General features: G+C 71.1%; 15 protein-coding genes. 6 read left to right on the forward strand and 9 right to left on the reverse strand.

The annotated features are described in order from the left end of the window. Positions 1 to 158 precede the first annotated feature (158 nt). The gene (locus FHX82_RS06370) at positions 159 to 2,093 is read left to right on the forward strand and encodes a S53 family peptidase (RefSeq protein ID WP_145934719.1); all 1,935 of its coding nucleotides are present in this window, start codon (positions 159 to 161) and stop codon (positions 2,091 to 2,093) included. Positions 2,094 to 2,159: 66 nt separating this feature from the next. Here FHX82_RS06370 and FHX82_RS06375 read toward each other — a convergent pair whose 3' ends face one another. Together FHX82_RS06375 and FHX82_RS06380 are read right to left on the reverse strand one after the other, a co-directional pair. Then, complete coding sequence (locus FHX82_RS06375) at positions 2,160 to 3,332, reverse strand: cytochrome P450 (RefSeq protein ID WP_229880531.1); 1,173 nt, start codon at positions 3,330 to 3,332, stop codon at positions 2,160 to 2,162. 39 nt (positions 3,333 to 3,371) lie between these two features. After that, complete coding sequence (locus FHX82_RS06380; RefSeq protein ID WP_145934720.1) at positions 3,372 to 6,167, reverse strand: FAD-binding and (Fe-S)-binding domain-containing protein; 2,796 nt, start codon at positions 6,165 to 6,167, stop codon at positions 3,372 to 3,374. Between the two features lie 60 nt (positions 6,168 to 6,227). Between FHX82_RS06380 and FHX82_RS06385 the strand changes: the two genes are divergently transcribed. Beyond that, on the forward strand, positions 6,228 to 7,013 hold the full coding sequence (locus FHX82_RS06385; protein ID WP_145934764.1) for a 2-keto-4-pentenoate hydratase: 786 nt from the start codon (positions 6,228 to 6,230) through the stop codon (positions 7,011 to 7,013). A gap of 399 nt (positions 7,014 to 7,412) precedes the next feature. Here the strand turns inward: FHX82_RS06385 and FHX82_RS06390 are convergent, their stop codons facing one another. Then, positions 7,413 to 8,354: an NADP-dependent oxidoreductase gene (locus FHX82_RS06390; protein WP_145934721.1), complete on the reverse strand. Its 942-nt coding sequence runs from the start codon at positions 8,352 to 8,354 to the stop codon at positions 7,413 to 7,415. A gap of 49 nt (positions 8,355 to 8,403) precedes the next feature. On the opposite strand from FHX82_RS06390, the gene FHX82_RS06395 reads away from it, so the two are divergent. Then, positions 8,404 to 9,021, forward strand: coding sequence for a TetR/AcrR family transcriptional regulator (locus FHX82_RS06395; RefSeq protein ID WP_145934722.1), 618 nt, complete (start codon positions 8,404 to 8,406; stop codon positions 9,019 to 9,021). Between the two features lie 534 nt (positions 9,022 to 9,555). Here FHX82_RS06395 and FHX82_RS06400 read toward each other — a convergent pair. From FHX82_RS06400 to FHX82_RS06410, 3 genes are read right to left on the reverse strand one after another with little or no spacing between them, the layout of a single operon-like run. Next, the gene (locus FHX82_RS06400) at positions 9,556 to 11,733 is read right to left on the reverse strand and encodes a xanthine dehydrogenase family protein molybdopterin-binding subunit (RefSeq protein WP_145934723.1); all 2,178 of its coding nucleotides are present in this window, start codon (positions 11,731 to 11,733) and stop codon (positions 9,556 to 9,558) included. Further along, a complete protein-coding gene (locus FHX82_RS06405; RefSeq protein WP_145934724.1) occupies positions 11,730 to 12,692 on the reverse strand; it encodes an FAD binding domain-containing protein in 963 nt (320 codons plus the stop codon). Before FHX82_RS06405 ends, FHX82_RS06400 begins: the two co-directional genes overlap by 4 nt. Further along, positions 12,679 to 13,131: a (2Fe-2S)-binding protein gene (locus FHX82_RS06410; RefSeq protein WP_145934725.1), complete on the reverse strand. Its 453-nt coding sequence runs from the start codon at positions 13,129 to 13,131 to the stop codon at positions 12,679 to 12,681. The genes FHX82_RS06405 and FHX82_RS06410 overlap by 14 nt, the downstream gene beginning before the upstream one ends. 130 nt (positions 13,132 to 13,261) lie before the next feature. Here FHX82_RS06410 and FHX82_RS06415 point away from each other — a divergent pair, with 130 nt between their 5' ends. Then, a complete protein-coding gene (locus tag FHX82_RS06415; protein WP_145934726.1) occupies positions 13,262 to 13,828 on the forward strand; it encodes a TetR/AcrR family transcriptional regulator in 567 nt (188 codons plus the stop codon). A gap of 10 nt (positions 13,829 to 13,838) precedes the next feature. Here the strand turns inward: FHX82_RS06415 and FHX82_RS06420 are convergent, their stop codons facing one another. From FHX82_RS06420 to FHX82_RS06430, 3 genes are read right to left on the reverse strand one after another with little or no spacing between them, the layout of a single operon-like run. Beyond that, on the reverse strand, positions 13,839 to 15,860 hold the full coding sequence (locus tag FHX82_RS06420) for a phage holin family protein (protein ID WP_145934727.1): 2,022 nt from the start codon (positions 15,858 to 15,860) through the stop codon (positions 13,839 to 13,841). Further along, the gene (locus FHX82_RS06425; protein ID WP_145934765.1) at positions 15,857 to 16,441 is read right to left on the reverse strand and encodes a DedA family protein; all 585 of its coding nucleotides are present in this window, start codon (positions 16,439 to 16,441) and stop codon (positions 15,857 to 15,859) included. The genes FHX82_RS06420 and FHX82_RS06425 overlap by 4 nt, the downstream gene beginning before the upstream one ends. Before the next feature lie 8 nt (positions 16,442 to 16,449). Further along, positions 16,450 to 17,217 carry an MBL fold metallo-hydrolase gene (locus FHX82_RS06430; RefSeq protein WP_229880527.1) on the reverse strand — a complete coding sequence of 256 codons (768 nt, stop codon included), beginning with the start codon at positions 17,215 to 17,217 and terminating at the stop codon, positions 16,450 to 16,452. 552 nt (positions 17,218 to 17,769) lie between these two features. On the opposite strand from FHX82_RS06430, the gene gltB reads away from it, so the two are divergent. Both gltB and FHX82_RS06440 read left to right on the forward strand, forming a co-directional pair. Continuing rightward, the gene (gene gltB, locus FHX82_RS06435) at positions 17,770 to 22,299 is read left to right on the forward strand and encodes a glutamate synthase large subunit (RefSeq protein WP_145934728.1); all 4,530 of its coding nucleotides are present in this window, start codon (positions 17,770 to 17,772) and stop codon (positions 22,297 to 22,299) included. Next, on the forward strand, positions 22,292 to 23,746 hold the full coding sequence (locus tag FHX82_RS06440; protein ID WP_145934729.1) for a glutamate synthase subunit beta: 1,455 nt from the start codon (positions 22,292 to 22,294) through the stop codon (positions 23,744 to 23,746). Before gltB ends, FHX82_RS06440 begins: the two co-directional genes overlap by 8 nt. Positions 23,747 to 23,782 lie beyond the last annotated feature (36 nt).

A 23,782-nucleotide genomic window follows, 5' to 3' on the forward strand; every position in this document is an offset into this window, starting at 1 on the left:
CGTGAGACCGTTTCTCCACTTACGGGTGATTTGCCCGTTTCCCTACCAAGTGCGGAAACCGGACTTTTGCTTTCGGTACGGTTTTCATCTTCCCCTGGCCGGTTTTCACGCTTAATCTCTCGGCAGTTCCGCTGTCTCGTCAAGAGGGGAAGTCCCCAGTGCGAAGAGCTCTGACCCTGTTCGTTTCGCTCGCCCTCGCGGGTGGCGCGGCCGTCGCGGCACCGGCCGTGGCCTCCGCGCAGGGCCGTGCGGTGATCCCGCAGTCCCACCCGGATTGGGCCACGCCCCAGGCGAAGGTCGCCGAGACGACGCCGTCGTCGAAGCTGAACTTCCGCGTCTACCTGGCGATGCGCGACCAGGCCGGTGCGCAGTCCGTGGCGCAGGCCGTGAGTGACCCGTCGAGCAAGACCTACCGGCAGTACCTCACCCCGGCGCAGGTCACCGACAGGTTCGCCGCCACCGACGCCACCGTGAAGTCGGTGCGCGACTGGCTGGCCGGCAGCGGCTTCTCGATCGGCGACGTGCCGTCGAACAAGGCGTACGTCGAGGCTTCCGGCACCGCCGACCAGGTGGAGAAGGCGTTCAGCGTCGACCTCGCCAAGTACAAGGTCGACGGCCAGGTGCTGCGCGCGGCGGACAAGGAGCTTTCCGTCCCGGCCGCGCTGTCCGGCCAGGTGCTCGGCGTCGTCGGCGTCGACCAGGCCACCCAGCTGCTCAAGCCGCAGCACACCGACGGCACCCCGAACGACGTGCCGCCGTCCGACGGCTTCCGCAACGCCCCGCCGTGCAGCACCTACTACGGCGAGAAGGTCGATACCACCGACCCGGCCTACGGCGGCAAGAACCTGCCGTACGCCCCCTGCGGCTACACGCCGGCGCAGCTGCGTTCGGCCTACGGCGTCGACAAGGTCCCCGCGGACGGCAAGGGCACGACGGTCGCGATCGTCGACGCCTTCGCCTCGCCGACCCTGTACGCCGACGCGGCCGAGTACGCCAGGCGCAACGACCCGGCGCACCCGCTGCTGACGTCGCAGTTCTCGGAGAAGGTCTTCCCGGCCACCCCGGGCCAGGAGGCGCCGGACCAGTGTGATGCCGCCGGCTGGTACGGCGAGCAGACGCTGGACGTGGAGGCCGTGCACGGGCTCGCGCCCGGTGCGAACATCCTCTACGTCGGCGGTGCCGACTGCCAGGACGCGTCGCTGGACTCGGCGCTGAACTGGATCGTCGCGGGTCACCGCGCCGACATCATCAGCAACTCCTACGGTGACACCGGCGAGGACATCCCCGCCTCCGAGGTCAAGGTCTGGACCCAGATCGCCGTGCAGGCCGCGCTGGAGGGCATCGGCGTCTTCTTCTCCTCCGGTGACAACGGTGACGAGGCCGCGCGACTGGGCCACCCGGCCGCGGACTTCCCCGCTTCGGACTCGTGGGTGACCGCCGTCGGCGGCACCAGCCTCGCGGTCGGCAAGGACGGCAGGAAGCTGTTCGAGACCGGCTGGGAGACCGGCAAGAGCGTCCTGACCAACGGCGCGTACGTGCCCGGCCCGCCCGGGGCGTACACCAGCGGTTCCGGCGGCGGCACCAGCGTGCTGTTCGACCAGCCCTTCTACCAGAAGGGGATCGTGCCGGACGCGCTGTCGACGCAGAACCAGCACGGCAACCACAAGGGCCGCGTCGTCCCGGACATCTCGGCGGTCGGCGACCCCAACACCGGCTTCCTGGTCGGGCAGACGCAGACCTTCCCGGAGGGTGTGCACTACGACCAGTACCGCATCGGCGGCACCAGCCTCGCGTCGCCGGTTCTCGCCGGGATCGTGGCGGTGTCGGACAGCCTGTCCCACTTCCACCACGGGTTCCTGAACCCGCTGGCCTACCAGGTCGCCTCGCGCACGCCGGCGATCAGCGACGTCAAGCACGTCGACGGCGCGGTGGAGCGGGTCGACTACGCCAACTCGGTGGACGCCTCCGACGGGCTGATCACCTCGGCGCGGACGTTCGACTACCCGAACCTGACGATCCACACGACGAGTGGCTACGACAACGTCACCGGCCTCGGCTCGCCGAACGGCCTGGCGTTCCTGTTGCTGCCGTAGGGATTCTCACGAAGGAGCCCGGCCTTCCCCGTCACGGGGAGGCCGGGCTTTTCGCGTGGTGGATCCTCACCAGGCCACGGGCATCGTGCGGGGACCGCGGACGATCATCTCCGTCTTCCACACCGGGTCGCCCGCCAGCCGGAGCGTCGGCAGGCGCGTGACCAGCGTCCGCATCGCCTCCTGCAGCTCCACCCGCGCGAGCGGGGCGCCGAGGCAGTGGTGCACGCCGTGGCCGAAGCCGAGGTGCTGGTTCTCCTCGCGGTCGAACCGGATGTCCTCCGCGTCGGCGAAGCGCAGGCCGTCCCGGTTCGCCGCGCCGACGGCGACCAGCACCGGCTCACCGCGTTTCACCACGACCCCGCCCACCTCCACGTCTTCCTTGGCGTAGCGCGGGAAGCTCGCGCCGGCACCGAGCGGCACGAACCGCAGCAGCTCCTCGACCGCCGGTTTGACCAGCTCCGGGTCGTCGCACAGCTGCGCCCACTTCTCGGGGCGTTCGAGCAGCACGTAGACGAAGTTGGGGATCTGGCTCGCGGTGGTCTCGTGCCCGGCCACGAGGATGCCGCGGCACAGATCGATGAGTTCCAGCTCGGTGAGCTTGTCCTGCTCGTCGCGGGCGGCGATGAGGTCCGACATCAGGTCGTCGGCGGGTTTCGCGCGCCGCTGCGCGACGAGGCCGCGCATGTAGTCGCGCAGCTCCTCCTGGTTGGCGGTGAACTCCTCGGGCGTGAGCCGGCTGGTCGACAGCAGCGCGTCGCTCCACACCCGGAACCGCGGCCGGTCCTCCACCGGCACGCCGAGCAGCTCGCAGATGACGGCGACGGGAATCGGCAGTGCGAAGTTCTCGACCAGGTCCACCGGCGCGCCCTGGGCCACCATCTCGTCGAGGAAGCGCTCGGACAGCTCGCGGACCCGCGGCCGGAGCTGCTCGACGCGGCGGATCGTGAACGCCTTGGCGACCAGGCGGCGCAGGCGGGTGTGGTCGGGCGGGTCCATCTGCAGGATGCCGCCCGGCCGCATGCCCGGGTTCAGCCGAGGCGCGTCGCGTTCCGCGGACATCGCGCGGCTGAACCGCTGATCCCCCAGCACGAAGCGCGCGTCGGCGTAGCGGGTGGCCAGCCAGGCCGGTTCCCCGTACGGCAGCTGCACGCGGATCATGCCCTCGGCGTCGCGGGCCGCGGCGTACGCCTCGTCCAGGTCAAGTCCGATTGTCTGATTGAAGGGATAGGCAACAGTCACACAATCTGTCTAGCGGATTGTTGACAAGCAGAAAATCCGCTATTCGAGCGCGTCGCGCAGCAGTTCCGCCAGGTGGACCGCCCTGCGGTCGGCCTCCTGGGCGATCTGCGTGCGGCAGCTGAAACCGTCGGAAATGACCACGGTGTCCGGTGCCGCCTCGCGGATCGCGGGGAGCATGCGGTCCTCCGCCACCGCGACCGACACGTCGTAGTGCCCGCGCTCGAACCCGAAGTTGCCCGCGAGGCCGCAGCAACCGGAGTCCAAAGTGGAGTTCCGGATGCCCGCGCGCGCCATGAGCCGTTCGTCGGCCCTGAAGCCCAGCTCCGCGTGCTGGTGGCAGTGCACCTGCGTGATCGCGTCGAGGTCCAGGTCCCGCAACGGCAGTTCGGCGTCGGCGAGCAGCTCGGCGAGCGTGCGCGTGCGCTGGGCCAGCAGCTCGGCCGTCGTGTCCCCGGGCAGCAGGTGGCCGAGGTCGCCGCGGAACAACGCCGTGCAGCTCGGCTCCAGTCCCACGACCTCGTACCCGGCGTCGAGGTACGGCTTGAGCACCGACAACGTCCGGCGCAGCACGCGCTTCGCCACGCCGAGCTGCCCCGTGGACACCCACGTCAGTCCACAACAGACGTTCTGTTCCGGCACCACCACGTCGTATCCGGCGGCTGCCAGCACCTCGGTGGCGGCGTGCAGGACCTCCGGGGTGAGGAAGTTGTTGAACGAGTCCGGCCACAGCACGACCGGTTTGCCGCCGGAAGTCCGCTTGCGCGAACGGGTGAACGGCCGGTCGGCGAACTTCGGCAGCTCCCGCTCGGGCGCGAGCCCACCGAGCCGCTTCACCAGCGCAGCCACGCGCGGGCGGCGCAGCACGGCGTTCGCGAACCGCGGCGCGAGCGCAGAGAACCGCAGCCACAGCGGCAGCCAGCCCATCGAGTAGTGCGACAGCGGGCGCAACCTGCCCTTGTAGTGCTGGTGCTGGAACTCCGCCTTGTAGGTCGCCATGTCGACGTCGACGGGGCAGTCCGAGAGGCAGCCCTTGCACGACAGGCACAGGTCCAGCGCGTCCCGCACCTCCTCCGAGCGCCAGCCGTCGGTGACGAGCTCGCCGTTGATCATCTCCGCGAGCAGGTGCGCGCGCCCACGCGTGGAGTGCTTCTCCTCCCTCGTCGCGCGGTAGCTCGGGCACATCACGCCACCACCGCCGGTGTTGCGGCACTTGCCGACGCCGACGCACCGGCGCATCGCCTCGGCGAAGCTGCCGTGGTCGCGCGGATAACCCAGCGCCACCGGAATCGTCGCGGCGCGCACCCGCAGGTCGGCGTCGACCGGGCGGGGGCGCACGAGCACGCCCGGGTTCATCCGGTCGTCGGGGTCGAAGATGCCCTTGAACCGCTCGAACAGCGCCATCACCTCGGGGCTGTACATGCGCGGCAACAGTTCCGAGCGCGCCTGCCCGTCGCCGTGCTCACCGGACAGCGAACCGCCGTGCGCGGCCACCAGGTCGGCCGCGTCCTCCAGGAACGCCCGGAAGTTCTCCTGCCCCGGCCGGGACAGCAGGTCGAAGTCGATGCGCATGTGCAGGCAGCCCTCGCCGTAGTGGCCGTACACCACGGTCTTGCGGCCGTGCCGCGCGAGCAGCTGCTTGAACTCCCGCAGGTACGAGCCAAGGCGCTCGGGCGGGACCGCGGCGTCCTCCCAGCCGGGCCACGCCTCGGACCCGTCGGCCATCCGCGTCGCGAGCCCGGCGCCCTCCTCGCGGATGCGCCACAGGCGTCGCTGCGCGGCCGGATCGGTGAGCACGACGTGGGGCCGGCGCAGCTCGCGCGCCACCTCGTGCGCCCTGTCGCGTGCCTCGTCGAGGGTGTCGCCGGTCAGCTCGACCATCAGCCAGGCGTTGCCGTCGGGGAGGTCCTCGCCACCGGAGCTGGTGAGCCGGACCAGCTCGACGTCCAGCCCCTCGACGGTGAGCGGTTTTCGTTCGAGGATCGCGGGCACGGCGTCGGCGGCGGCGATGTCCGACTCGAAGCCGAACACAGCCAGCGCCTTGTGCTTCGGCAGTTCGACGAGCCGCACGGTGGCGTCGAGCACGGCGACGCAGGTGCCCTCGCTGCCGACGAGCGCACGGGCGACGTTGAAACCGTTCTCCGGCAACAGGTGTTCGAGCCCGTACCCGGACACGCGACGGCCCCACGTCGACAGTTCCTTGCGCAGCAGTGCGAGGTTGCCGTCCACCAGGTCCCGCAGTTCGCGGTACACCCGGCCTTCCGTGCCCGGCAAGGCGGCACGACGGTCCACTTCGGACCGTGACGTGGCACCGACCGTCATCCGCGTGCCGTCGTAGAGCAGCACGTCCAGGCTTTCGACGTTGTCGGCGGTGCGACCCCACGCCACGGAGTGCGAGCCGCAGGCGTTGTTGCCGATCATGCCGCCGAGGGTGCAGCGGCTGTGCGTGGACGGGTCGGGCCCGAACCGCAGGCCGTGCGGGGCGGCTACGGCCTGCAGGTCGTCGAGCACGGTGCCGGGTGCGACGCGGGCGGTTCGTGCCTGTGCGTCCAGTTCGCGTACCCCACGCAGGTGGCGGGAGGTGTCCAGGACCACGCCGGGGCCGCACGCGTTGCCCGCGATGCTGGTGCCCCCGCCCCGGGCGATCACCGGCGCCCCGGCCTCGCGACAGGCTGCGACGGCGGCCACCACGTCGTCGACCGTCCGCGGCAGTACCACGCCCAGTGGCGTGTGCCGGTAGTTGGAGGCGTCGGTGGTGTAGAGCGCGAGGGTGCCCGCGTCGAAGGCCGCGTCCTGCTTGCCCAAAAGGGTCCGAAGGGTGTCCTGCACGTCGTTCATTGTGCCGCCTGGCGGGACGCCGGTCTTGCCCGGCGCGGGCGCGGGGAGTTGGCTGTGAGCATGGAAACAGCCGCGGTGCGGGAAGTCGCCAACCGGTTGCTGCTGGCGTACGAGAAGGGCGAGCCGACCGATCCGGTCATCGCGTCGCACCCGGAGGCGACCGTCGCGGACGCCTACCGGATCCAGCAGGAGCAGGTGCGTGCGTGGGTCGCGGGCGGGGACGTCGTCAAGGGGCACAAGGTGGGCCTCGCGTCCCGGGCGATGCAGGAGCAGATGGGCGTGGACCAGCCGGACTACGGGCACCTGCTGGCGGGCATGTTCTCCCTCGAACACCAGCCGATTCCCGCCGCGGGCTTCCTGCAGCCGCGGATCGAGCCGGAGATCGCGTTCGTGCTGGGCAAGCCGCTGTCCGGGCCCGGGGTGACGGTGGCGGACGCGCTGCGGGCGGTCGACTTCGTGGTGCCCGCGCTGGAGATCGTGGCGTCGCGGATCACCGACTGGAACATCTCGATCGTCGACACGATCGCGGACAACGCCTCCTCGGGCGGCGTGGTGCTGGGCAGCAAGCCGACGTTGTTGTCCGATGTGGACTTGCGGTTGGTGGGCTGCACGCTGCAGCTGGGTGGTGAGCTGGTGGCGACCGGTGCGGGCGCGGCGGTGCTCGGTTCACCGGTCAACGCGCTGGTGTGGCTGGCGAACACCATCGGGCCGTTGGGCATCGACCTGGAGCCGGGGCACGTGGTGTTGCCGGGCTCGATGACCAGGGCGTTCCCGGTCACGGCGGGCGACACGGTGGTGGCGGACATGGGCGAGCTCGGCACCGTGACGGCGGTGTTCACGGCGTAGGGGCCCGCCGCGGTTCGGGTCTTGGCGGCGGCCCCCTTGCGCCGGGGCGCGGGCGTACTGGCCCTGGCTTGGGCGCGGTTGCCTTGGCACCCCGGCCCGCGGTACGGGGATCAGGTGACCCGCGCGAGCTTCCCGCCAACGTGCCGCCCTCGCTCAGGTTGGCCGCCACGGCCTTGGCATTGGGGAGCCACAGCCCGCACGGTCACCCGCGAGCGCGCCCCTCGCTCAGCTCGTGCGCCGCGGCCTGACCGGATCAGCTCACCAGCACGACCTTCCCACGGGAGGCTGGTTCTCTTCCAGGTTGGCCGCCACCACGGCCTCGGCACTGGCGAGCCACAGCCAGCACGGTCACCCGCGAACGCGCCCCTCGCTCAGCTCGTGCGCTGCGGCCTCGCCGGATCAGCTCACCAGCACGATCTTCCCGCGCGCGTGTCGGCTCTCGCTCAGCTCGTGCGCTGCCGCGGCCTCGGCCAGTGGGAAGGCCGCCGCGACCGGCACGCGCAGGCGGCCCTCCGCGGCCAGTTTCACCGCGATGTCCAGCGCGTGCAGGGCCAGCGGGTCGGCGCCCGCGAGATCCGAGTTGTTCTCGTCGACGGGCGCGGAGTGCGACATGTGCACGCCGTGGGCGGCCGCGTCGAAGTCGGCGATCGTGACCACGCGCGCTGGGTTTCCGGCGATCGCGATCAGGTCCGGCAGTGCCCCGCCGGCGCAGTCGAACACCGCGTCCACCCCGTCCGGCGCCAGCGCGCGAACCCGTTCCACCAGGCCCGGCCCGTAGGTCGTCGGCTGGGCGCCGAGGGAGCGCAGGAAGTCGTGGTTGCGTTCGCTCGCGGTGCCGATGACCGTGGCGCCGCGGGCGGCCGCGACCTGGACGGCGACCGTGCCGACGCCGCCGGCCGCGCCCTGCACCAGCACGGTGTGCCCGGCGCCGACCGCGAGCCGGTCGAGAACCCGGACGGAGGTCTCGACGCTGCCCGCAGCGCCGCCCGCCTCTTCCCAGCTCCACGCGGCCGGTTTGGGTGCCCAGGCGGACAGGACGGTGTAGTCGGCGTTGGCGCCACGCGCGGGGGTCATGCCGAAGACCTCGTCACCGACGGCGGTGCCCGTGACCCCGGGGCCGACCTCGTCGACCACGCCCGCGGCGTCGAACCCCGTGCGCCACGGGAAGGTCGCGGGCACGATGTCCCGCATCTTCCCGGACCGGAGGATCACCTCCCCCGCGCCGAGGCCCGAGGCGCGTACGGCGATGCGGATCTCTCCCGGTCCGGCGTGCGGCTCTTCGACTTCGACGACGTGGACCACGCTGGGCGGCCCGTACTCGGCAAACTGGACGGTTCTCATGGTCGCGAACGTAACGGAACGATCGGTCCGTTTCGCTAAAGTGAGAAGGGTGACGGCCCAAGTGACAAAGCTGCGCTCCGACGCCCAGGACAACCGGATGCGCATCCTCGCGGCGGCGCGGATGGTCTTCGCCACGAAGGGCCCCGACGTGCCGGTACGCGAGATCGCCCGGCGTGCGCAGGTAAGCGTCGCGACCGTGTACCGGCACTTTCCGGCGAAGGAAACGTTGTTCACCGAGGCGTTCGCCGAACAGCTGGCGCTGTGCTCGTCGGTCATCGAGGAGGGCCTGGCGGAGACCGACCCATGGCGGGGGTTCAGCCTGGTGGTCGAGAAGCTGCTGGAGGCGCATGCGCTCGACCGGGGGTTTCGGGCGTTCGTCGCGCAGCTCCCCCAGGCGTTCGACATCGCCGGCGACCGTGAGCGCGCGCTGCGGTTGCTGCTCGAACTCGTCCGGCGAGCGAAGGAGTCGGGCGACCTGCGGGCGGACTTCGTGTTCGAGGACGTCGTGCTCGCGGTGATGGCGAACGACGGTATCCGCGCGGAGACCCCAGCAGCGCGAGCGGCGGCGTCGCGCCGTTTCGCGGCCCTGATGCTGCAGTCCTTCCGGGCGAACCCGGTCCCGGCGCCACTCCCCCCGGCTGTCCGGCTGCCGATTGCCGCGCGGTGAGGTGGCAGGGGTGTGACCGGAGGGTGCGCGTGGGGAACGAACGGGTAAGGCCAGAGCCGGACCGCGGGATGGCGGGCGGGGCCTGGACATCCGGTGGGCAGAACCGGACTGAATCGGTGGCCGAGACCAGAAGCCGGGCTCGACTGGGTGGCGGCGATCAGCCAGCAGCCACCAAGCGAGCCGACCCCGAGACCACTGCCAGGCAGCGAGCCAGCCCCGACGACCCGATCACGGGGCCGCCACCATGCGCCGGGCGAGGCCGAGCCATCCCGGCGGATCAGTCGGGTGGGCATGGCCAAAGTCGGCCGACCGGATGACCGTGGCTGGGAGCCAGCCAGGCGTGTGTCGCCAGCTGGGCCCATCGCTGGCGTGGTTGATCGCTGAGCGAGCGCGGGGGCGGCAGGGCGGGCATCGCCAGCTGGGCCGACCGCTGGCGTGGACGAGGCGGCATCGTTGACCGCTGAGCGGGCGGGGTGGCGGCCGGGCGGGTCTGTGTCGCTGTCACTGACCCTCCCCGGCGCGCCACCTCGCCGCCTACTCGATCAGCAGGTCTTCGATCGTGATGGGGATGTGGCGGACTCGGATGCCGGTGGCGTTGTGGACCGCGTTGGCGATTGCCGCTGCTACGCCTACCACGCCGATCTCGCCCAGGCCTCTCGCGCCGACCGAGTTGTGGAAGGTGTCCGGGTACTCGACGAACTCGATGTCGACCTTCGGGATGTCGGCGTTGACCGGCACGAGGTAGCCCGCGAAGTCGGCGTTCGCGAAGCGGCCGTTCGGCTCCAGTTCCAGGCCCTCGTGCAGCGCCGCCGACACGCCCCAGATCATGCCGCCGATCATCTGGCTTCGCGCCAGCTGCTCGTTGATGATCCGGCCCGCGTCGAACACGCCCAGCAGCCGCGAAACGCGCACCTCACGGGTCAGGCGGTGGACCCTCACCTCACAGAACTGGGCGCCGAACGAGCTGAACGAGTGCTTCGTCATCTCCTCGCCCGGCGCGGACGAGCCGACCGCGGAGATCGACTCCCGGCCCACCGCCCGCAACAGCTCGCCGTACGGCATGGTGCGGCCGTCCGCGTGGACCTCGCCGTCCGCGTACGTCACCTCCTGGCCCTCGAACGGCGCGCCCGGCGCCGAGGCCAGCGCCACCAGCGCGTCGATCACCTCGGCCGCGGCGACCATGATCGCCGTTCCCGTGCTGGCCGTCGCGGTGGAACCGCCGGACATCCCGCCCGGCGGATACTTCGAGTCACCCAGCCGCGGGGTGATGCGGTCCGGCGCGATACCCAGCGACTCCGCGCCCACGGTGGACACCACGGTGAGCAGCCCGGTGCCCGGGTCGGCGCCGCTGGTGGAGATCACGGCCGTCTCGTCGGCGTTCAGCCGCACCTCGACCGACGAGGGGAACCGGAGGGCGGGGAACATCGCCGTCGCCACCCCGAGGCCCACCTGCCAGTCCCCGTCCATGTGGCCCCGCGGCGTGCGCTCCGACCAGCCGAAGCGCCGCGCCCCGATGCTGAAGCACTCGTCGAGGTGCTTGCTCGACCACTGCAGGTCCTGCCCCGGCGGCGCGATCGAGTTGTTGCGCAGGCGCAGCTCGATCGGGTCCATCCCCAGCGCGACCGCCAGCTCGTCCATCGCGCTCTCCAGCGCGAACGAGCCCGGCGCCTCGCCCGGCGCCCGCATGAACGTGGTCTGCGGGATGTCGAGCGGCACCACCCGCTGGCTGATCGACAGGTTCGGCGTGGCGTACGACCGCAGCGAACTGCTGTGTGACGTCTCCTCCACGAACGACCCGCCACGCGGGATGGTGCACCACGAGTCGTGGCTGACCGCCCGCAGCGTCCCGTCGCGGTCCGCGCCCAGCGAGATCTTCTGCACCGTCGCGGGCCGGGTGGCCGTGGCGGTGAAGACCTGTTCCCGCGCGAGCGCGGCCTTGACCGGACGGCCGAGCGCACGGGCGGCCGCGGCGGCCAGGAAGGCCGGGACCGACGTGCGGCCCTTGCCGCCGAAGGCGCCGCCGACGAACGGGTTGACCACGTGGACCTGTGAGCTGTCCAGCCCCAGCGCGCCGGACAGCTCCACGGCGACGAGGTTGCTGCCCTGGTTCCCGCTGTAGAGGGTCAGCTCGCCCGCCTCCCACACCGCGACCGCCGAGTGCGGCTCCATCGCGGCGTGGTTCTGCGTCGCCGTGCGGTAGGTCTCCGACACGACCACCGTGCTGTCCGCCAAAGCGTCCTCGATGGACTCCACGCCGTCGGCGAGCACCGAGATGGACGCCGGGGCGCCGCCGAGGAGCTCGGGCGCCTCCTCCGCGGTGTCCAGCCCGTCCTCGAGCGACGTACTCGCCGGAAGCGAGCGGTACGAGACCTCGATGAGCATCGCCGCGTCCCGCGCCTGCTCGAAGGTCTCCGCGACCACGAACCCGATCGGCTGGCCGTACCAGGCCACGTCCCGGTTCCGCAGCGGAATCCACGCCTCGCCGGGGATCATCAGCGGCGGCGGCTGGTGCAGCTCCAGCGGGTCGAACGGCGTGTACACCGCGAGCACGCCCGGCGCGCTCTTCGCCGCCGTGACCTCCATGGCCTCGACCTCGCCACGGGCGATCGTGCTGGTGACCACGTAGCCGTACACCATGCCCGGGAAGTTGTGGTCCACCGCGTACTTGGCCCGCCCGGCGACCTTGAGCGGGGCATCAAGCCTGCCGGTCACCGGCGGCTCCCTTCGGTCAGTTCGAGCAGCGCGCGCACGACGGTCCGCTTGAGCAGCGACACCTTGAAAGCGTTGTGCGCCAACGGCTTCGCGCCGTCGGCGGCCACGGACGCGGCTTCCTCGAAGGACTGTTCTGTCACCGGCTTGCCACGCAGCGCCTCCTCGACGGCCGTCAGCCGCCACGGCACGGTGGCCACGCCGCCGGCCGCCACCCGTGCGTCGACGATCCGCGAGTCACGCACGTCGAGCGCCACGGCGGCGGAGGTCAGTGCGAACTCGTAGGACTGCCTGTCCCGCACCTTGACGTACGTGGAGTTGGCCGCCCAGTCCAGCCGCGGAACGCGCACCTCGGTGATCAGCTCGCCGGGCCGCAGGTCGTGCTCCACCTCGGGCGTCTCGCCCGGCTGCCGGTAGAAGCCGGCGAGCGGGACCACCCGGTTTCCGTCCGCGCTCGTGAGCACGACCTCCGCGTCGAGCGCGACGAGGGCCACCGCCACGTCACTGGCGTGGGTGGCGACGCAGGCGTCGCTCGTGCCCAGGATGGCGTGCATCCGGTTGGCACCCGAGAGCGCGGAGCAGCCGCTGCCGGGGTTTCGCCTGTTGCACGGCATCGCGACGTCACGGAAGTACGTGCACCGCGTGCGCTGCATCAGGTTCCCGCCGATGCTGGCCATGTTCCGCAGCTGCTGCGAGGCGCTCAGCAGCAGCGCGCGCGAGATCGCCGGGTACACACCGGGGTGCTCCGCGATGTCGCTCATCCGCTCCAGCACACCGAACCGCAGCCCGTCGGTGGTGTCGATGCCGCGCAGCGGGAGGTCGTTGATATCCAGGACGTGTTGTGGCGTCAGGACGTCGAGCTTCATGAGGTCGACGAGCGTGGTGCCGCCCGCCAGGAACGTGCCCGGCTCGGCGAGGGCGTCCTCGATGGTGGGAGGGGCAGTCAGTTCAAACGGTCGCATCGGCCTTCTTCACCTGTTCCACAGCCGCGACGATGTTCGGGTAGGCGGAGCACCGGCAGAGGTTGCCGGACATGAACTCCCGGACGTCCTCGACGTCCTGGCGCACCGCGGCGACGGCCGACATGACCTGCCCCGCCGTGCAGAACCCGCACTGCAGCGCGTCCTGCTCCACGAACGCCTGCTGCACGGGATGCAGCTCGTCCTCCGTCGACAGTCCTTCGACCGTTGTGACGGGCCGCCGCACGGCCGCGGCCAGCGTGAGGCACGAGAGCACCGGCCTGCCGTCGACGTGGACGGTGCAGGCGCCGCACTGCCCGCGGTCGCAGCCCTTCTTCGGGCCGGTGATGTCGAGCCGTTCACGCAGCGCGTCGAGCAGCGTGACACCCGGCTCGACGTCCAGCCGCCTGGTGGTGCCGTTGATCTCGAGCGAGATTTCCATGTACTGGGTCCCTTCCCCCGGGCCCTCGACTGAGTTGCGGATAGTCATCCGCTTCGTTCTGCCAAGCTAGCGGATTACAATCCGGTTCGCAACGACTGGAGTCCGAAGAGGCAGCGGGGAGGCACCAAAGGTGACCGGATCGGTCAGTTCGCGCAGGGCGGACACCCGCCGCAACCACGAGCTCATCCTCATCGCCGCGTCGTGTTCGCTGGCGGACTCCGGCGAGCTGTCGTTCAACGCGATCGCCAAGCAGGCCGGGGTCGGCGTCGGCACCGTGTACCGGCACTTCCCGACCCCGGAGGCCCTCATCCTCGCCGTCTACGAGCGCGAGGTGCGCCACCTCGTCGACATCGTGGCGGAGCTGCTGGAGCGGCACCCGCCGGAGCGGGCGTTCCGCGTCTGGGTCGTCGACCACCTGGCGTACTACATGATGACCAAGCGCGGCCTCGCGAACGCGCTGCACAAGGCCGCGCCGTCGCGGGGCGAGCTGCCCGGCCACGCCTACGAGTCGATGGTCGGCGCGGTCCGGACCCTGCTGGAGGCCAACATCGAGGCGGGCACCGTCCGGCCGGACCTGAGCCCGGAGACGCTGGTGCGCGGCCTCGGCGGGCTGCTGTACCTCCAGCAGGGCGAGGACTGGAAGGCGCAGACGATGGAGCTGGTCGACCTGCTGTGGCGGGGGATGCGGAACGACTAGCCGGGCTCCCCTACGCCGGCTCCGGGTGGCCCAGCTTCGTCAGCCACAGGCGGAACAGCCTGTGCAGCGATTCGGCGCCCACGAGCTCGCCCGGGGGTTCGAACTCCCTCGGGTAGAGCAGGAAACCCCGCTCCTGGGGGCCGCCGAAACCGCCGTGCGAGCCGACGTGCGGCTCGAACGGGGAAGCCTCGTCGGTCTCCGGGTCGTAGCGGCTGTTGATCATGATGTCGGCGCAGTGCGGGAACGAGTCGACGCGCCGGATCAGCTCCTTCGCGTGCGGGCCCAGCTGCAGCAACGGGTCCTCACCGACGACGAAGCCGCTCTCCAGCCGGTGCAGCCCGTCGCGCCCGAGCACCACCGGGCCGAACTCCCCGCTGCGCACCAGCAGGAACCCGATCCCGGCGTGGTCGACCAGCGCGGGCAGCAGCTCCGGGTACTCGCGCTCGATGGTCTCCAGCTCCACGCGGCCCTCGTGCTCGGTGAACGACACCATCGCCGTGTGCCCGGACACCGTCACCACCACGCCGGGCGCCACGCGGGTCACCTCGGCGGGCTTCCCCGACTCGGCCCGCGGCCGGTGTTCGAGCCTGCCCGCCCGGCGCGCCCGGTCCCGCAGCCGCTGCGCGATGGGGCCGCCGCCGGACGCCACCTCGGCCTCGGTCGTCGGCCCGCCGCACAGGCGCCCGACCAGCTCCTCCACCGACTCGCCGAACCGGTCCGCGAACGCCCAGCCCTGCGTCTGCCCGTGGTCGGACAGCACGACGAGGTGGTAGCGGCGCGGCGCGAGCTTCGCCGCCCGGTGCAGCCGCCCGATCTGCTGGTCGATCGCGCGCAGCACGGCGAGCGAGTCGAACCGCTCGATGCCCGAGTGGTGCGCGACCTCGTCGTAGCCCAGGAAGTCCGCGTACACCACCGAGCGCCCGGCCAGCATGTCCTCCAGCACCGCCGACACCACGACGTCGCGCGCGATGACCGTGGTGCCCGGGCGCGCCAGCGGGTACAGCCCGCCGCGCTTGACGCGTGGCCGCACGCCCGCCCTGCGCTGCTTCGCCGCGGCGGACAGTTCGCGCGCCACGTCCATCAGTGCGGAACCCAGCGTGTGCACGGCGTTGACCGGGTTGGCGAAGTACGCGTAGTAGCCCGCACCCAGCCGGTCGGAATGCCTGCGGCGCAAGCCTTTCGGCAGCAGCACCGAGACCGCGCTCATGGTGAGGCTGAAGTGCGGGGCGTCGCCGGTGAACAGGTTCCCGTGGCTCGCGCCGTCGACCGCCAGCAGGCCGCGGCCATTGGAGTGCCGTCGCTCGATCTCCGCCGCGTCCCGCGGATGGGCGCACGCCATCACGTGGTCGCGATCCTTTTCGTACCACCGGAAACCGAGGATGTCGTGGTTGGAACCGTGCAGGATCCCGCACACGCTGGCGCCGGTCTGCGAGCTCCAGTCGGTCTGCCAGTGCGTCAGCTTGTGGCTGTCGGCGCCGATCCAGCGCGCCAGCGTGGGCATGTCGCCGTCGCGGACCGCGCGCCGCACCACGTCGTAGCCGAGCCCGTCGACCTGCAGGAAGATGACGCCGGGCGGCTGGTCGGCCAGGTGCCCGGGGCCGCGGCGGCTGCGCCGGACCGCGCGCCGGAAGAAGACCTCGTCCTCGTCGATGGCCAGCACGCTGCTGACGATCGCGTTGACCACGGAGATGCCGAGCACCACGAGCACCGCGGTGCGCAGCCCGTCGACCTCCACGCCCGGCACCGTGGCGAGCACCGCGAACGCGCCCGCCCCCAGCAGCAGGAAACTGCCGATGCCGAGGGTGAACAACGCGACCGGCAGCGCGACGCGCAGCACCAGCGGCCACACCACGCTCGTCAGCACCGACAGCAACAGCGCGCACACGATCGGCTGCCACCAGCGCGGCATCTCGAAGCCGTCGAGCAGCGCGTCCAGCCCGTGCAGGGAAAGCGCGACGGTGAGCAGCACCAGCACTCCGCGGGCGACGGTGCGGCCGCGCCGCAGCAGGCGGCCGCGTTCCGCCTCGGTCATGAGTCCACCTTCGTCCGGCCCCGCCGCCACCGGGCGACGAGGTTGAGCACAACCGTCACCAGCAGCACCAGCACCGCCGCGAGCAGTGTCGCCACCACAGGTGAGTCGAAGATGCCGCCGCTGAGCACGCCGAGCAGGGCGTACGCCACCGCCCACAGCACGCAGGCGGCGAGCGTCGCGGGCACCAGGCGGCGCCACGGGTACTCCACCGCGCCGGCGGCGAGCAGCACCGGGATGCGGCCCGCGGGTACGAGCCTGCCGATCACGACGAGCTGCCAGCCGCGGCGGGTGAACCGCTCCCGCACCGAGACGAGCCGCTCCGGCCGCTGCCCGCGCGCGAGCCAGCGGACAGCCGCCGTGCTGCCCAGCCGCGCCACCGCGAACGTCGCGGTGTCGCCGAGCATCGCGCCGAGCGTGGCCACCAGCAGCACCAGCGGCAGCGACAGGTGCGGGGTCGTCATCGCGACCGCCGCGGCGGCGCCGACGAGCGCGCCGGTGGGCACGACGGGCACGATCGATCCGATGAGGACACCGAGGAACAGCGTGGGGTAACCGATCGACGACGTGTCCGACCAGTCCAGCGCGAGCGTCACCGGCTCACCCGCACGGGCTCGCCCGGCTCGGTCACGAGCACCTCGGTGTGCGCGGCGGCGGCCTCCGCGAACCGCCGGGGCGGTTCGACGAGCAGCCGTCGCATCTTCTTCGTCCGCGCGATCCCCGGCACCGCGAGCGTGCCCCAGTGCACCGGCACGGTGACCGTGGGTTCGATGAGGCGCGCGGCTTCCGCGGCCCGCTCCGGGTCGAGGTGGCCGGGACCGAGCGACGGCCCCCAGCCCCACACGGGCAGCAGCGCGACGTCGATTCCGGACAGCTCCGCCATCTCCTCGTACAGATCCGTGTCACCGGCCACGTAGACGCGGCGCCCGCCGGACTCCACGAGGTACCCGACCGCGGGCGCGTGCGGGCCGTGCGTGAACCGCGGGCCCCAGCGGTGCGCGGCGTGGTCGGCGTGCAGCGCGGTGATCCGCAGCCCCTCGTCCTCAAGGCCTTCGCCGACGCCCAGCTCCCGCACGTTCCGGAAACCCCGGCGCCGCAACCACTCCCCGGCGCCGCGCGGCACCACGACGGGAACATCGGTGCCCAGCATCCGCAGTGAAGGCAGGTGCAGGTGGTCGCCGTGCAGGTGTGAGATGAGCACGAGATCGGTGCCCGCCCAGGAATCCGGCGGCAGCGGCGGCGCGACCCGGCGCAGCCCGCCCACGTTCGCCGTCAGCACGGGATCCGTGAGCACCACCCGGCCGGCTGTCTCCAGACGGACTGTCGAGTGGCCCAGGAAGCGCATGACAAGTCCGTCCACGCCGTCATTATCCACACCGATCCGGCGATCCGAGGGCACCCGCGGGCCGCGCGGCACAGTGGTTCAAGTAACACTACGGTTACCGAATCCCCGCTCCGGAAGGACCCGGTGGATCGATCACGAGGCCGCCGGGGAGCTTGTTTTCGCTGATCAGCGGCGGTGCGGAGACCCGAGATCAAGTTCAGCTCAACAGTCAACGCTCGCGTGGCATTTCCCACGCGGCACGAACGACGTATGTCGATAACGCTGAATTCACACTACTGTCATAAGACCCGGCGAACCCGGGAGTAACAACCGCGCCGTCGCAACGGGTCCCACCACACCCGCGGCAGACGCGTGCGCCCATCCAAGCCCGACGACGTGCACACCGAGAACCGAGCGGCCACCCGCTGATGTGTGGCCGGGCGATGGCGTCTGCCCTCCAGGCCGCCTCGCCCGTCTTTTTCTCTCGACTGACCATCGCGGCCCGGGACGGCTCCGTTAGCAGGTCTGCTCAGACCTGCCCGATCGAGTGAAGTTCCGGGCTGCCTACGCCCAAGGAGGCGGCCAGCCGTGACCCGCCACAGTTCGACAGAGCCCCAAGGCTTGTACGACGCGCAGTTCGAACACGACGCCTGCGGCGTCGCCTTCGTCGCCGATCTCGCCGGCCGTCGAGATCACGAGATCGTCAAGAAGGCGCTCATCGCGCTGCGCAACCTCGAACATCGCGGTGCTCGCGGAGCCGAACCCGATACCGGCGACGGCGCCGGGATCCTGATCCAGGTGCCGGACGCGTTCTTCCGCGAGGTCGTGGACTTCGCGCTGCCCGAGGCCGGGCACTACGCGGTGGGCACGGCGTTCCTGCCCGTCGACGACACCGCACGCGGGCGTGCCATGAGCGCGATCGAGAGCATCGCCGCCGAGGAGGGCATGTCCGTCCTCGGCTGGCGTGAGCTGCCCGTGGACCCCGAGCACGTCGGCCCGACGTCGAAGAGCGTCATGCCGCACTTCAGCCAGGTCTTCCTCGCCGCGCGCGAACCCGACGTGTGCGGGCTCGCGCTGGAGCGGCTGGCCTTCTGCGTGCGCAAGCGCGCCGAACGCACGCTGGAGCCCGAGGGCGTGTACTTCCCCAGTCTGTCCTCGCGGACGATCGTCTACAAGGGAATGCTGACCGAGCCGCAGGTGGAGCGGTTCTTCCCGGACCTGACCGACGAGCGCGTGACGAGCGCCATCGGCCTGGTGCACTCGCGGTTCTCCACCAACACCTTCCCGTCTTGGCCGCTCGCGCACCCGTACCGGTACGTGGCGCACAACGGCGAGATCAACACGTTGCGCGGCAACCGGAACTGGATGGACGCGCGCGAGTCCATGCTCGCCACCGACCTGATTCCCGGTGACCTGCGGCGGCTCTACCCGATCATCACGCGGGACGCCAGCGACTCGGCGACCTTCGACGAGGTGCTGGAGCTGCTCCACCTCGGCGGCCGCAGCCTGCCGCACGCGGTGCTCATGATGATCCCCGAGGCGTGGGAGAACCACGAGGAGATGGACCCGGCGCGCAAGGCGTTCTACGAGTTCCACTCCGCGCTCATGGAGCCGTGGGACGGCCCCGCGCTGGTGTCGTTCACCGACGGCACGCAGATCGGGGCGGTGCTCGACCGCAACGGCCTGCGCCCAGCGCGGTACTGGGTCACCGAGGACGGCCTGGTCGTGCTCGCCAGCGAGGTCGGCGTGCTCGACATCGACCCCGCGAGCATCGTGCGCAAGGGACGCCTGGAGCCGGGCCGCATGTTCCTCGTCGACACCGCCGAGGGGCGGATCATCGACGACGAGGAGATCAAGGGCGGGCTCGCCGCGCAGCACCCGTACGGCGAGTGGCTGGACAACGGCCTGGTGCACCTGGAGGAGCTGCCCGAGCGCGAGCGCGAGGTGCCGACGCACGCCTCGCTCGTGCGGCGGCAGCAGGCCTTCGGCTACACCGAGGAGGAGCTGGAAACCCTCCTCGAACCAATGGCGCGCACCGGCGCCGAGCCGATCGGCTCGATGGGCAACGACTCGCCGCTCGCCCCGCTGTCGAGCAGGCCGCGGCAGATCTTCGACTACTTCTCCCAGCTGTTCGCGCAGGTCACCAACCCGCCGCTGGACGCGATCCGCGAGGAGCTGGTGACCTCGCTCGGCACGCAGCTGGGCGCCGAGCAGAACCTGCTCGAAGCCGGGCCGGAGCACTGCCGCAAGATCGTGCTGCCGTTCCCGGTGCTGGACAACGACGAGCTGGCCAAGCTCGTGCACATCAACGACGACGGCGACCTGCCGGAGTTCCAGGCGGTCACCGTGCAGGGCCGCTACCGCGTCGACGACGACGGCAAGGCGCTCGTGGAGCGGCTGAACCAGATCTGCGCCGAGGTCGACGAGGCGATCGAGGACGGCGCGCGGCTCATCGTGCTGTCCGACCGCGGTGTCGACGAGCGGCACGCGGCGATCCCGTCGCTGCTGCTCACCGGCGCGGTGCACCACCACCTCGTGCGCCAGAAGACCCGCACACAGGTCGGGCTCATCGTCGAGTCCGGCGACGCACGGGAGGTGCACCACATCGCGCTGCTCATCGGCTACGGCGTCGCCGCGGTGAACCCGTACCTCGCGATGGCCACCGTCGAGGAGCTGGCGCACCGGGGCAAGATCCCCGGCGTCACGCCGCAGCAGGCCACCCGGAACCTGATCAAGGCCCTGGGCAAGGGCGTGCGCAAGACGATGTCGAAGATGGGAGTGTCCACTGTGGCCTCCTACACCGGCGCCCAGATCTTCGAGGCGATCGGGCTCGGCGAGGAGGTCATCGACACCTGCTTCGCCGGCACCACGTCGCGGCTCGGTGGCGTCGGCTTCGCCACGCTCGCGGACGAGGTCGCGCAGCGGCACAAGCGCGCATTCCCGCGTGACGGCGTCCGCGCGTCGCACCGCGAGCTGGAGACCGGCGCGGACTACCAGTGGCGGCGCGAGGGTGAGCCGCACCTGTTCAACCCGCACACGGTGTTCAAGCTCCAGCACTCGACGCGCAGCGGGAAGTACGAGGTCTTCAAGGAGTACACGCGCGCGGTCGACGAGCAGTCCGAGAAGCTGATGACGCTGCGCGGGCTGTTCGACTTCAAGGAGGGCCTGCGGCCGCCGGTACCGATCGAGGAGGTCGAGCCGGTTTCGTCGATCGTCAAGCGGTTCGCCACCGGCGCCATCTCCTACGGCTCGATCTCGCAGGAGATGCACCAGACGCTCGCGATCGCGATGAACCGCCTCGGCGGCAAGTCCAACACCGGTGAGGGCGGCGAGGACCCGGAGCGGCTCTACGACCCCGAGCGGCGTTCCGCCGTCAAGCAGGTCGCGAGTGGACGGTTCGGTGTCACGAGCGAGTACCTCGTCAACGCCGACGACATCCAGATCAAGATGGCGCAGGGCGCGAAGCCCGGCGAGGGCGGGCAGCTGCCCGGCGCGAAGGTGTACCCGTGGATCGCGAAGACGCGGCACTCCACGCCGGGCGTGGGGCTGATTTCGCCGCCGCCGCACCACGACATCTACTCGATCGAGGACCTGGCGCAGCTGATCCACGACCTGAAGAACGCCAACCCGCAGGCGCGGATCCACGTCAAGCTGGTGTCCGAGGTCGGCGTCGGCACGGTCGCGGCCGGTGTTTCCAAGGCCCACGCGGACGTCGTGCTCATCTCCGGGCACGACGGCGGCACGGGCGCTTCGCCGCTGTCGTCGATCAAGCACGCGGGCGGGCCGTGGGAGCTGGGCCTGGCCGAGACGCAGCAGACGTTGCTGGCCAACCGGCTGCGCGACCGGATCGTGGTGCAGACCGACGGGCAGCTCAAGACCGGCCGTGACGTCGTGATCGCGGCGCTGCTCGGCGCCGAGGAGTTCGGCTTCGCCACCGCGCCGCTCGTGGTGTCCGGCTGCATCATGATGCGCGTCTGCCACCTCGACACGTGTCCCGTCGGCGTCGCGACGCAGAACCCGAAGCTGCGCGAGAAGTTCAGCGGCAAGGCCGAGTACGTGGTGAACTTCTTCGAATTCATCGCGCAGGAGGTCCGGGAATACCTGGCGCGGCTGGGTTTCCGGTCCATCGAGGAGGCCGTCGGGCACGCGGAGCTGCTCGACAAGCGGCGTGCGATCGAGCACTGGAAGGCTTCCGGGCTGGACCTGACGCCGATCTTCCACGTGCCCGACCTGGAGCCGCGGGCGGCGCGGCACCGCGTGGTCTCGCAGGACCACGGGCTGGAGAAGGCGCTGGACAACACGCTGATCCAGCTGGCCGAAGGCGCGCTCGCGTCGGGTGACCGCGTGAAGCTCGAACTGCCCGTGCGCAACGTTAACCGGACCGTCGGCACGATGCTCGGCTCGGAGCTGACCAAGCGCTGGGGCGGCGAGGGCCTGCCGGACGACACGATCGACGTGACGTTCACCGGCACCGCGGGCCAGTCGTTCGGCGCGTTCCTGCCGCGGGGCATCACGCTGCGGCTGTTCGGCGACGGGAACGACTACGTGGCCAAGGGCCTGTCCGGCGGCCGTGTCATCGTGCGGCCGGACCGGAACGCGCGGTTCGCCGCCGAGGAGCACATCATCGCCGGGAACGTGATCGGCTACGGCGCGACCGGGGGCGAGATCTTCCTGCGCGGCAAGGTCGGCGAGCGGTTCTGCGTGCGCAACTCGGGCGCGCTGGCCGTCGTGGAGGGCGTCGGCGACCACGGGTGCGAGTACATGACCGGCGGGCGCGTGGTCGTGCTCGGCCCGGTCGGGCGGAACTTCGCGGCCGGCATGTCCGGCGGCGTCGCCTACGTGCTGGACCTGCCCGCGCTGCGCGTCAACCGCGAGATGGTCGACCTCGACCCGCTGGACGACGAGGACGTCGAGTTCCTGCGTGACGCGGTCGAAAAGCACTACGTGGAAACGGAGTCCGCGGTGGCGCACGCGCTGCTGGCGGACTGGGACGTGGCCGTCGAGCGGTTCGGCAAGGTCATGCCCACCGACTACAAGCGAGTTCTGCAGGCTCAGGCCGCGGCGGAGAGGGACGGCCGCGACGTGAACGAGGCGATCATGGAGGCCGCACATGGCTGACCCCAGGGGTTTTCTGACGACGCCGCGAGAGACGCCGAAGACCCGGCCGGTGTTCGTGCGGATCCAGGACTGGCGCGAGGTCTACGAGGACTTCCACTCGTCGAAGGTGGAGAAGCAGGCCGGGCGCTGCATGGACTGCGGCATCCCGTTCTGCCACCAGGGCTGTCCGCTGGGCAACCTGATCCCGGAGTGGAACGACCTGGTGTGGCGCGACGACTGGCGCGACGCCATCGAGCGGCTGCACGCGACGAACAACTTCCCGGAGTTCACCGGCACCCTGTGCCCGGCGCCGTGCGAGACCGCCTGCGTGCTGGGGATCAACGACGATCCCGTGACGATCAAGCGCGTGGAGATCTCCATTGTGGACCGTGCGTGGGAGGAGGGCTGGGTCACGCCACAGCCGCCTGCCACGAAGACGGGCAAGAAGGTCGCGGTGGTCGGTTCCGGCCCGTCCGGGCTGGCGGCGGCGCAGCAGCTGACCCGCGCCGGGCACGACGTGGTGGTGTTCGAGCGGGCGGACGCGATCGGCGGCCTGCTGCGGTACGGGATTCCGGCGTTCAAGATGGAGAAGTGGCGGCTGGACCGGCGGCTGGACCAGATGCGCGCGGAGGGTACGGAGTTCCGCACCGGGGTGAACGTCGGTGTCGACGTCACCGCGGAGGAGCTGCGATCGTCCTACGACGCGGTGGTGCTCGCCGGTGGTGCCACGGCGTGGCGGGACCTGCCGATCCCCGGCCGCGAGATCCCCGGGGTGTACCAGGCGATGGAGTTCCTGCCGTGGGCGAACCGGGTCGCGGCCGGCGAGCTGGCGGAGCCGCCGATCTCGGCGGAGGGCAAGCACGTCGTCGTCATCGGCGGCGGTGACACGGGCGCGGACTGCGTCGGCACGTCCCACCGGCAGGGCGCGCTTTCGGTGACGCAGCTGGAGATCATGCCGCGGCCGCCGGAGTCGCGCTCGGAGGCCCACCCGTGGCCGACGTACCCGATGATCTTCCGTGTGTCGTCGGCCCACGAGGAGGGCGGCGAGCGGCTGTACTCGGTCAACACGCAGGAGTTCCTCGCCGACGAGTCGGGGAACCTGCGTGCGCTGCGGCTCGTCGAGGTGCGCAACGAGGGCGGCAAGTTCGTGCCGGTCGAAGGCACGGAGAAGGAGCTGCCGGCGCAGCTGGTGTTGTTGGCGATGGGCTTCGTCGGGCCGCAGAAGGAGGGCCTGCTGGAGTCGCTGGGCGTGGAGTTGGACCAGCGCGGCAACGTGGCCAGGGACGAGGCGTTCCGCACGAGCGTGGACAACGTGTTCGTGGCGGGCGACATGGGCCGCGGCCAGTCCCTGATCGTGTGGGCGATCGCGGAGGGCCGCTCGGCGGCCGCCGCGGTGGACCGCTACCTCGTGCCGGAACGCGAACTCCTGCCGGCGCCCATCCGCCCGACGGACAGGCCGATTTCGTAAGACGATCACGGTTGCCTTCCGGGTGTTCCCCGGAAG

Origin of the sequence: Amycolatopsis bartoniae (assembly GCF_014191255.1) — a bacterium.
In the GTDB taxonomy this organism is placed as follows: domain Bacteria; phylum Actinomycetota; class Actinomycetes; order Mycobacteriales; family Pseudonocardiaceae; genus Amycolatopsis_E; species Amycolatopsis_E bartoniae.

Bases quoted from the DNA above. Each gene is read 5' to 3' on its own strand.
- FHX82_RS06380 (WP_145934720.1), bottom strand. From the start codon at position 6,167: ATGAACGACGTGCAGGACACCCTTCGGACCCTTTTGGGCAAGCAGGAC.
- FHX82_RS06385 (WP_145934764.1), top strand. From the start codon at position 6,228: ATGGAAACAGCCGCGGTGCGGGAAGTCGCCAACCGGTTGCTGCTGGCG.
- FHX82_RS06390 (WP_145934721.1), bottom strand. From the start codon at position 8,354: ATGAGAACCGTCCAGTTTGCCGAGTACGGGCCGCCCAGCGTGGTCCAC.
- FHX82_RS06405 (WP_145934724.1), bottom strand. From the start codon at position 12,692: ATGCGACCGTTTGAACTGACTGCCCCTCCCACCATCGAGGACGCCCTC.
- FHX82_RS06410 (WP_145934725.1), bottom strand. From the start codon at position 13,131: ATGGAAATCTCGCTCGAGATCAACGGCACCACCAGGCGGCTGGACGTC.
- FHX82_RS06420 (WP_145934727.1), bottom strand. From the start codon at position 15,860: ATGACCGAGGCGGAACGCGGCCGCCTGCTGCGGCGCGGCCGCACCGTC.
- FHX82_RS06440 (WP_145934729.1), top strand. From the start codon at position 22,292: ATGGCTGACCCCAGGGGTTTTCTGACGACGCCGCGAGAGACGCCGAAG.